This is a genomic window from Promicromonospora kroppenstedtii DSM 19349, assembly GCF_000515355.1.
Classification (GTDB): Bacteria; Actinomycetota; Actinomycetes; order Actinomycetales; family Cellulomonadaceae; genus Promicromonospora; species Promicromonospora kroppenstedtii.
In genome coordinates this window covers 30,467-39,137 of record NZ_KI911762.1, presented here as the reverse complement: position 1 = coordinate 39,137, position 8,671 = coordinate 30,467, and the positions used below count along the sequence as shown (strand labels likewise).

Here is an 8,671-nt window from a genome sequence, read left to right as displayed (position 1 = left end):
CGGCCTCGGGCGCACCCGCCCCGGCCGGTGACCCCCGGCGGTTCCTGCGCTCCGGCCGGCTGGAGGCCCTGCCGCGCCGCTGGCGGGACAAGGTCGCCGTGACGCGGTACCTGGCCGCCCAGGCGCTGCCCACGTTGCTGGAGCCGGTGACCGAGCGGGAGCTGACGGACCGGCTGCGCGAGCTGTCCTACGACCCGGCGGGTACCCGGCGTGCGATGGTTGACCACGGACTGGTGCAGCGCACGCGCGACGGTGCCGAGTACTGGCGCACCGAGCGCACCGAGTACGACGCCTGAGGGAGCGCCGCGCAGGAGATACCTTGACCATATTGCGAGACAATGAAGACTCGCGTTTTCAGGATAGGAAATTCCATGAGTGAAGAACGAGCTGTCGCGGCGCTCGAGGCGGCGGGCATCCCGTTCGAGATCACCCGGCACGGTCAGGTCGCGAGCCTCGCCGAGGCGGCCGCCGCGCGCGGGGTGGAGCCCGCGAAGCTGATCAAGACGATCGTCGTGCGTCGTGCCGACGACGACTTCCTGTTCGTCCTGGTCCCCGGCGACCGGCAGATCTCGTGGCCCAAGCTGCGGGCGCTGCTGGGCGTCTCGCGGCTGTCGATGCCGAGCAAGGACGTGGCCTTCGAGGTCACGGGCTATGAGCGGGGAACCATCACCCCGTTCGGGTCGTTCCACAGGTGGCCCGTCGTCGCGGACTCCCGGCTCGGTGAGCCGGGTCCCGTGTCGATCGGCGGAGGTGCTCACGGTGTGGGTGCCACGCTCGATGCCGTCGACCTCACGTCGGCGCTCGGAGCCACGATCGCGGACGTGACCGACCCCGTCTGAGCCGCGTCCCGGACGGGCGCCGGACAGGCCCGCACCATGCGGAAGGTGGTAGTTCTCCTCCGTGCAACGCGACCGTAACGCCTGGGGGGTGGACGTAAGCCCGGTGTCGGGTGAACACTCGCCCTAGGCAATTCTTGCCCTACCGGGGCAAGGGGTGGTCAGACAGCACCAAGAAGTGTCCAAGTTGACGATTACGTCAGTTGTGCAGAAGCAAGTGTCAACGAAGTCGAGGCCCGACCAATGCAGGACGGAGCGAATGACCCCATGGACCCTCTCCCGTCAGACTCAGCGCAGGACATGGTTCCCGGACGCGTGGGATCCGGCATCTCCTGCCGGAACACCTACGAGGGCACGGTGCTGACCCTCTGGGGTGACATCGACGCGCTGCTGCGCGAGAACGCGAGCGAGGCGATGGCCACGCTCGCAGCACGACCCGACCCCGACCCCGTCATCGTCGACGCCCGGGACGTCACGTTCATCGACTCCTCCGGGGTCGCCTTCATCCTCCAGGTGTTCGTGCTCGGCGAGGAGACGGGATCGCCCGTCCAGCTCCGGGAGCCGTCCGCCGTGGTCATGGAGGTCCTGGACATGGTCGGCATCAGCCAGCGCATCCCGGTGGTGCGCAGCGCCGGCGCCAGCGCCTGAGTCCTACCGCAGCACCACACCGAAGCACCACGTGAACGGCCGCGTCCGAACGGGCGTGGGAGTGGCACCCTGGTCCGGTGAAGAACTGGGCAGCGAACCTCACGTACTCCTCCGCGCGCACCGAGCGCCCCCGGACCCTCGCGGAGCTTGCCGGCATCGTCGCCGGCGAGCCCCGCGTCCGGGCCCTCGGCTCACGCCACTCGTTCTCGGACGTCGCTGACACCACTGGCGTGCACGTCCAGCTCGACCTCCTCGACGACGGCCGGCCGGCCCTCGAGGTCGACGCGGCCACGGGCGTGGCCTCGGTCCGCGCCGGACTGCGCTACGGCGACGTCGTCGCCGGGCTGCACGCCCAGGGCCGCGCCCTGACCGCCATGGCCTCCTTGCCGCACATCTCCGTGGCCGGCGCCGTGGCCACCGGCACCCACGGCTCGGGTGACGGTACGCGCTCGCTCGCGGGCGACGTCGTCGGGCTGGAGCTGGTGACCGCGTCCGGGGAGACGCTGACCCTGCGCAGCGGCGACGCCGACTTCCCCGGCGCCGTGGTGGCGCTCGGCGCGCTCGGCGTCGTGACGCGCGTCGAGCTGGCCACGGTGCCGACGTTCGACGTGCGGCAGGACGTGTTCACGGGCCTGTCCTGGGAGGCCCTGGCCGAGAACCTCGACGCCGTCATGGGCAGCGCGTACTCGGTCAGCGTCTTCACGAGCTGGTTCGAGCCCGACGTCCGCATGGTCTGGTGCAAGTCCCGGGTGGACGACGGCGTGGGCGCCGCCCCCGCGCTGCTGACCGAGCTGGGGGCCGCCCCGGCGACCGGCCCGATGCACCCGCTGCCCGATGTCGCCGCCGTCGCCTGCACGGAGCAGGGCGGGGTGCCCGGCCCCTGGTTCGAGCGCCTGCCGCACTTCCGGCTCGACTTCACGCCGTCGCTGGGGGAGGAGCTCCAGTCGGAGTACCTGCTCCCGCGCGCCGCGGGGCCCGACGCCGTCCGCGCCGTGCGGGCGCTCGGTGACCGGCTCGGCCCGCTGCTGCTCACGTCCGAGATCCGCACGGTCGCCGGCGACGACCTGTGGCTCAGCACGGCGCCCGGCGACAGCCTCGCGCTGCACTTCACGTGGAAGCAGGACTGGCCGGCCGTGCGGGACGCGCTGCCGGAGCTGGAGGCGGCGCTGCTGCCCCTGGGCGCGCGGCCGCACTGGGGCAAGCTGTTCACCGTGCCGGTGACGGACCTTCCGGGCCTGTACCCGCGGTTCGACGACTTCGCCGCGCTGGCGGACCGGCTCGACCCCACGGGCACGTTCCGGGGCGGCTACGTGTCGGAGCTGCTGGAGCGCTGAGCTGCTGGCCTGCGAGGCCATGGCGCTCCGGACGAAAAGTTGCCCGGAGCGCCTGATTTCGCACTCGGGCGATCTATCCCGCAGGATCATGGGATGAGCGACGCGCAGAGCACGACCGCGAAGCCCGAGAAGCGTGAGGAGTTCAGCGGGCAGCTGGGCTTCATCCTGTCTGCCATCGGTTCGGCCGTCGGGCTCGGGAACATCTGGCGATTTCCCGGGGTGGCCTACGAGAACGGCGGCGGCGCGTTCCTCGTGCCCTACCTGATCGCACTGCTGACGGCGGGCATCCCGATCCTTCTCCTGGACTACGCGATCGGGCACCGGTACCGCGGGGCCGCTCCGCTCGCGTTCCGCCGGGTCAAGCGCTGGCTGGAGGGCCTGGGCTGGTTCCAGGTGGCCATCTGCTTCGCCATCGCCGTCTACTACGCGGTGATCATCGCCTGGGCCCTCAGCTTCTTCGTGTACTCCTTCGACCTGCGCTGGGGCGACGACACGGCGGCGTTCTTCACGGGTACGTACCTCCAGCTGGCGGACGTCGGCGGCGCCGACCCGTGGATCACGCTCGACTTCGTGCCTGCGGTGCTGATCCCGCTGGTCCTGGTGTGGGTCGCGACGATCGTCGTGCTCGCGGCCGGTGTCGCGAGGGGCCTGGAGAAGGTCAACTTCGTGTTCATGCCCCTGCTGCTGCTCGCGTTCGGCACGCTTGTGGTCCGGGCCCTGTTCCTCCCGGGTGCCGCCGACGGGCTCAACGCGCTGTTCACGCCAAACTGGGGTGCCATGGCCGACCCGAACGTGTGGATCGCCGCCTACAGCCAGATCTTCTTCTCGCTGTCGATCGCGTTCGGCATCATGATCACGTACGCCTCCTACCGGAAGCGCCGGGCGAACCTGACGTCGCCCGGGTTCGTGGTCGCGTTCGCCAACTCCGGGTTCGAGGTGTTCGCGGGCATCGGCGTGTTCGCCGCGCTCGGCTTCCTCGCGCACGAGCAGGGCGTCGCCGTCGCCGAGCTGGAGGGCATCAGCGGCCCCATCCTCGCCTTCGTGACCTTCCCCGCGCTCGTCTCCCAGATGCCGGCCGGCGGGCTCTTCGGGGCCCTGTTCTTCGGCTCGCTCGTGATGGCCGGCTTCACGTCGCTGCTGTCGATCCTGCAGGTCGTGTCGGCGTCCTTCCAGGAGAAGTTCGGCTGGACCCGTACCCAGGCGTCGCTCCGGATCGGGGTGGTTGCCGCAGTGCTCTCGGTGGTGGCGTTCTCCACCACCACGGGGCTGATCGCGCTGGACACCGTGGACCAGTGGGCCAACAACATCGGCATCGTGGCCTCGGCGGTGGCGACCACCGTGGTCATCGGCTGGGTGCTGCGTCGCACCGAGGAGATGCGGTTCCACCTGAACGCCGTGTCCACCATCCCGGTGGGGCGGTGGTGGAACTTCTGCATCGTGGTGCTCGGCCCCGTCGTGCTGACGTCCATGCTGGTCTCGCGCATCGTGACTCTGGTGCAGGAGGGTTACGAGGGCTACGCCGGGTGGTACCTGAACGTCGTGGGCTGGGGCGTCGTCGCACTGTTCCTCGTCGCGGCGCTCGTGCTCACCCGGATGCGGTGGCGCGTCGAGCCCGACCGTTTCGATACCTGGCCGACGTTCGGAGGTAAGTCATGAGCGGCACAGCCGTCACCCTGCTGGTCGTCGCGCTCGTCGTCGTGTGGGGCGGCCTGGCGGTGAGCATCGCTGCCCTCGTCAGGCGGCCGGAGCGGACCAGCTACCCGCACGGGTGGGAGCACGAGGGGGGTCCGGAGGACCGGCCAGACGAACCGGTCGAGCACGACACCTGATCCGGTCGGCGCTCGGCGGCCCCACGACGGACAATTTTGCCGGACGGGCCGGTTTGGCGTCTTCGCAGGTCAGGCCCCGTGCGCAGGGCGAAATGTAACAGAAACATGCCCTTCATCACAGTGTGACAATGGTCTCTAAGTTGCGGGTTTACGCCAGCGACCAGTCACGGTTGGGTGAGACTCGAGTCGAGGCGCCACGTGCGCCGTCGGGTTCTCTGCTCCCCTGATGACAGAGATCTGTCGGGTCGCCGGGGCCTCGCGAGACGTTCAAAAACCCGACCAGGAGACCCCTGATGCGCAGGCTTCCCGCCCTGACCGCCACGGCCGTACTCGCCGTGGCCACCCTCGCCCTGACCGCGTGCACCGACGCGTCGCAGCAGCCCGCAGGCTCCGACGGAGCGTCCGACGAGTCCAGCGCCGAGGCGTCGTTCGACCCCTCGACCGTCGAGGCCGACGAGGAGATCGCCGCGCTGCTCCCCCAGGAGATCGCGGACAAGGGCACGCTGACCGTCGGGTCCGACACCGCCTACGCGCCGGCCGAGTTCATCGACGCCGACGGCAAGACGCCGGTCGGGTTCGACATCGACACCATCACCGCCGTCGCGGCTGTGCTCGGCCTCGACGTCGAGGTCCAGTCGGCGGCGTTCGACGGGATCATCCCCGCCATCGGCTCCAAGTACGACGCGGGCATCTCGGCGTTCACCATCACGGACGAGCGGACCGCCGAGGCCAACATGATCAGCTACGCCGTGGCCGGCTCGCAGTACGGCGTCGCGGCGGGCAACCCCGAGGACTTCGACCCCGAGAGCCTCTGCGGCACCACCATCGGCGTGCAGACCTCGACCATCCAGGACGACGAGCTCACCGCGGCCACCGAGCAGTGCGAGGAGGACGGCGAGGAGCCGATCGACGTCGTGCGCTACGAGTCGCAGGCCGACGTCACCACCAACCTCGTGGGCGGCAAGCTCCAGGCCATGTACGCCGACTCGCCGATCACGGCCTACGCCGTCGAGCAGACCTCCGGCGAGGTCGAGACCGTCGGCGACATCCTGGACGCGGCGCCGTACGGCATCGTGGTCTCGCAGGACGACCAGGACCTGACCGACGCCGTGCAGGCCGCGGTCCAGAAGCTCATCGACGACGGCACGCTCGAGCAGGTCTTCGCGGCCTGGGGCAGCGCCGACGCCGTCGTGGACAAGGCCGAACTGAACCCGGCCGAGTGACCCGACCGCCGAGTGCACGGCGCCCGCGGTCCGCACCACGTGCGACTGCGGGTACCGTGCACTCAGCTTTTCCAGGAGTCATCTCACGCAAGGTTCGAGGAAAGGACAGGCTGACGTGACGACGCAGACGTCGCCGTCGGGCAGCGACCCGGTGCCCAACCGGATCCATGCGCGGCCCGTGCCCCGGCCGGGCCGCCTCGTCGCGGCCGTGGCCGTGCTCGTGCTGGCCGCCATGGCGGCCAACGCACTGATCACGAACGAGAACTTCCGCTGGGACGTGGTCTGGCTCTACCTGCGGGACATCGTGGTGATCCGCGGTGTCATGTGGACCCTGGTCCTTACGTTCGGCTCCATGGCCATCGCCGTCGTGCTTGCCGTCGCGCTCGCGATGATGCGCCGGTCGGACAACCCGGTCATGCGCTCGGTGAGCTGGGCCTGGATCTGGTTCTTCCGTGGCACGCCGATCTACACGCAGCTCATCTTCTGGGGCCTGCTCGCCGTGCTGTACCCGCGGCTGTCGCTGGGCATCCCGTTCGGGCCGGAGTTCTTCTCGTTCCGTACCGACGAGGTGCTGACCGCGTTCTGGCTGGCGCTGTTCGGCCTCGCGTTCAACGAGTCCGCCTACCTGGCCGAGATCGTGCGCGCCGGCCTGACGTCCGTGGACCCGGGGCAGACCGAGGCCGCCAAGGCGCTCGGCATGAAGGACGGCAAGATCATGCGCCGCGTGGTCCTGCCCCAGGCCATGCGCGTGATCGTGCCCCCGACGGGCAACGAGACCATCTCGATGCTCAAGACCACCTCCCTGGTGGTCGCCGTGCCGCTCACGTTCGAGCTGACCTACGCCACCAGCGCGATCGGCAACCGCACCTTCCTGCCCATCCCGCTGCTGGTCATCGCGGCGCTCTGGTACCTGCTCATCACCTCGATCCTGATGGTGGGCCAGCACTACCTGGAGCAGTACTACGGGCGCGGGTTCGGGACGAGCACGCGGCGTCGCGGCCGGGGCAAGGGCCCGGCCGGTGGCAAGCAGGCGGCGATCGCCGCGGCCGGGACCGTGCAGCAGGATGTGAACAAGGACGTGACACCATGAGCGCCCCCACCGATGCCCCGGCCGTCCCGGCCGGCTCGACGGACATGGTGTCCGTCCGCGCCGTGCACAAGGTCTTCGGCCACGGGCACGACGCCGTGCATGTGCTCAAGGGTGTGGACCTCGATGTCCCGCGCGGCTCGGTCACGGTGATCCTCGGCCCGTCGGGCTCCGGCAAGTCCACCCTCCTGCGCTGCATCAACGAGCTGGAGGAGATCACCGGCGGCTCCGTCGTCGTGGGCGGCGACCTGATGGGCTACCGCAAGGACGACAAGGGGATCCTGCACCGGCTGCACCCCAAGGCGGTCGCGAGGCAGCGCTCGCGGATCGGCATGGTGTTCCAGCGCTTCCACCTGTTCCCGCACATGACGGCGGTCGAGAACATCATGGAAGCGCCCGTGCAGGTGCGAGGGCTGACCAAGAAGGCGGCCAGGCAGCGCGCGCTGGAGCTCATCGAGCGCGTCGGACTGTCCGACCGGACCGACCACTACCCGGCCCAGCTCTCGGGCGGCCAGCAGCAGCGGGTGGCCATCGCGCGGGCGCTCGCCATGGATCCCGAGCTCATGCTGTTCGACGAGCCGACGTCGGCGCTGGACCCCGAGCTCGTCGGCGAGGTGCTCTCCGTGATGCAGGACCTGGCGCGGTCCGGCATGACCATGATCGTCGTGACCCACGAGATCGGGTTCGCCCGCGAGGTCGCCGACCACGTCGTGTTCATGGACGACGGCGTCATCGTCGAGTCCGGCCCGCCCAGCAGGGTGCTGGACGACCCGCGGGAGCAGCGCACCAAGGACTTCCTGGCGCACGTGCTCTGACCTCGGGAGACGTAGGTCACACGGGCCCGTCGAGGAACCGCTCCGACAAGAGCGCAACCTCGGCGGGCCCGCCCTGCGTCTAAGGTGCATGACGCAGACGAGGCGGCGCGCGGCGCGCCGCGAACCCACGCCGGGGCAGGTCACCGGCCACGCCTCCGGGCGGTGTACCGGATGAGCGAGGTGGCGGTGAGCCTGGAACCGGAGCGGGGCACCGGCGAGATCCCGGTGGTGCGCAGCGGCCAGGACCCGGTCGCGGACTTCACGGCGTTCGCGCAGGCCAACACCCCTGCGCTGTACCGGATCGCGTATCTGCTGAGCGGCGACGAGCACCGCGCCAAGGACCTGGTGCAGCTCGCGCTGGAGCGCACGTTCAAGGCGTGGAAGAAGGTGGCCGACGGCGACCCGTTCGCCTACGCGCGCCGCGTCCTGTCCACGGCCCGGATCGACACCTGGCGCCGTACCCGCCGGGAGGTGCTCACGGACGAGCCGGTGCTCGGCCTGCGCGAGACGAGCACCCCGGCGTCGGACGCCGAGCTGGCCGAGCGGGACCGGTTGGTCCGCGCCCTCCTGGCGCTCACCGTCAAGCAGCGGCGGGTGGTGGTGCTGCGCTACCTGCTCGACCGGTCCGAGGCCGACACGGCCGCGGAGCTGGGCATCTCCACCGGGACGGTCAAGTCCACCGCCTCACGGGCGCTGGAGCGCCTGCGCACCCTCGTGGTGCCCGCCGGCGAAGGGAGCCGATCATGAACGTGCACGACATCCACGCCAAGAAGGACGCCGCGCTGCTGGCCGGCATGAAGGCGACCGGCTCCGCGATCAGGCCGCCGGCCGACCTCGACGCCACCGCGATGGCGACGCGCGCCGTGCGCAACGTGCGCCGGCGCCGGGTCGTGGCCACG

At 70.3% G+C, this 8,671-nt stretch carries 10 protein-coding genes; all 10 read left to right on the top strand.

Translation table 11 applies throughout. The features are described 5' to 3' along the window. Window positions 1-296, top strand: a 296-nt coding sequence (locus PROKR_RS29035) for a DUF2087 domain-containing protein (protein ID WP_245606016.1), incomplete at its 5' end; no start/stop codon positions are given. Window positions 297-371: 75 nt separating this feature from the next. Continuing rightward, window positions 372-839 (top strand): aminoacyl-tRNA deacylase, encoded by a 468-nt coding sequence (locus PROKR_RS29030; protein ID WP_036971044.1) that lies wholly within the window; start codon window positions 372-374, stop codon window positions 837-839. Between the two features lie 297 nt (window positions 840-1,136). Continuing rightward, entirely contained in the window at window positions 1,137-1,484 is a 348-nt protein-coding gene (locus PROKR_RS29025) for an STAS domain-containing protein (RefSeq protein ID WP_036971042.1), read from the top strand. Window positions 1,485-1,561: 77 nt separating this feature from the next. Continuing rightward, window positions 1,562-2,818 (top strand): FAD-binding protein, encoded by a 1,257-nt coding sequence (locus PROKR_RS29020; protein ID WP_036971039.1) that lies wholly within the window; start codon window positions 1,562-1,564, stop codon window positions 2,816-2,818. Window positions 2,819-2,911: 93 nt separating this feature from the next. After that, window positions 2,912-4,474 (top strand): sodium-dependent transporter, encoded by a 1,563-nt coding sequence (locus PROKR_RS29015; protein WP_036971036.1) that lies wholly within the window; start codon window positions 2,912-2,914, stop codon window positions 4,472-4,474. Further along, window positions 4,471-4,647, top strand: coding sequence for a methionine/alanine import family NSS transporter small subunit (locus PROKR_RS32015; protein WP_084800759.1), 177 nt, complete (start codon window positions 4,471-4,473; stop codon window positions 4,645-4,647). Before PROKR_RS29015 ends, PROKR_RS32015 begins: the two co-directional genes overlap by 4 nt. Window positions 4,648-4,940: 293 nt before the next feature. After that, entirely contained in the window at window positions 4,941-5,870 is a 930-nt protein-coding gene (locus PROKR_RS29010; protein ID WP_036971034.1) for an ABC transporter substrate-binding protein, read from the top strand. A 115-nt stretch (window positions 5,871-5,985) separates the two neighbouring features. After that, the gene (locus tag PROKR_RS29005) at window positions 5,986-6,960 is read left to right on the top strand and encodes an amino acid ABC transporter permease (protein WP_036971031.1); all 975 of its coding nucleotides are present in this window, start codon (window positions 5,986-5,988) and stop codon (window positions 6,958-6,960) included. Beyond that, entirely contained in the window at window positions 6,957-7,772 is an 816-nt protein-coding gene (locus tag PROKR_RS29000; protein ID WP_051433476.1) for an amino acid ABC transporter ATP-binding protein, read from the top strand. Before PROKR_RS29005 ends, PROKR_RS29000 begins: the two co-directional genes overlap by 4 nt. A 171-nt stretch (window positions 7,773-7,943) precedes the next feature. Continuing rightward, window positions 7,944-8,519: a SigE family RNA polymerase sigma factor gene (locus PROKR_RS28995; protein WP_036971148.1), complete on the top strand. Its 576-nt coding sequence runs from the start codon at window positions 7,944-7,946 to the stop codon at window positions 8,517-8,519. Window positions 8,520-8,671: the final 152 nt, after the last annotated feature.

Excerpts from the sequence above, each read along its gene's own strand:
- PROKR_RS29030 (WP_036971044.1), top strand. The coding sequence starts at position 372 with ATGAGTGAAGAACGAGCTGTCGCGGCGCTCGAGGCGGCGGGCATCCCG.
- PROKR_RS29025 (WP_036971042.1), top strand. The coding sequence starts at position 1,137 with ATGGTTCCCGGACGCGTGGGATCCGGCATCTCCTGCCGGAACACCTAC.
- PROKR_RS29015 (WP_036971036.1), top strand. The coding sequence starts at position 2,912 with ATGAGCGACGCGCAGAGCACGACCGCGAAGCCCGAGAAGCGTGAGGAG.
- PROKR_RS32015 (WP_084800759.1), top strand. The coding sequence starts at position 4,471 with ATGAGCGGCACAGCCGTCACCCTGCTGGTCGTCGCGCTCGTCGTCGTG.
- PROKR_RS29010 (WP_036971034.1), top strand. The coding sequence starts at position 4,941 with ATGCGCAGGCTTCCCGCCCTGACCGCCACGGCCGTACTCGCCGTGGCC.
- PROKR_RS29000 (WP_051433476.1), top strand. The coding sequence starts at position 6,957 with ATGAGCGCCCCCACCGATGCCCCGGCCGTCCCGGCCGGCTCGACGGAC.
- PROKR_RS28995 (WP_036971148.1), top strand. The coding sequence starts at position 7,944 with ATGAGCGAGGTGGCGGTGAGCCTGGAACCGGAGCGGGGCACCGGCGAG.